Here is a 294-nt window from a genome sequence, read left to right as displayed (position 1 = left end):
ACTTTCCATAGCTCAGCTAATAATTTCTCTTGGTCATTGCGTCCTTCTACCTCATTAGCAAGATAGTCGCCAACACGAAACGCCATATCTGATACCGCACCGCCATCTAATCCTTTGTCTTGCGCTTGCTCTAAACGTTCTCCTAAAAAGCTCTTCTACTGATCAAGATTATCTACTACTGACATAATTAAGCACCTCACTATTTAGTAATAAATTCCTCCTTAATTTGTGCAACTATTCATTTTTTATGTAAGAATTTTTTAGCAGTGCCAACCGCCATTCACTCCGATAATT

Annotated in this window: 1 pseudogene; it reads right to left on the bottom strand. The window is 38.1% G+C overall.

Annotated features, from left to right (window positions below):
* Positions 1–185: pseudogene (locus K5S59_RS29945) on the bottom strand (DUF3243 family protein); the annotation flags it as partial.
* Positions 186–294 lie beyond the last annotated feature (109 nt).

Origin of the sequence: Bacillus sp. BML-BC051 (assembly GCF_019656175.1) — a bacterium.
GTDB lineage: Bacteria > Bacillota > Bacilli > Bacillales > Bacillaceae_G > Bacillus_A > Bacillus_A mobilis.
The sequence above is the reverse complement of the archived record's forward strand: the minus strand, read 5'-3'. Positions and strand labels throughout refer to the sequence as shown.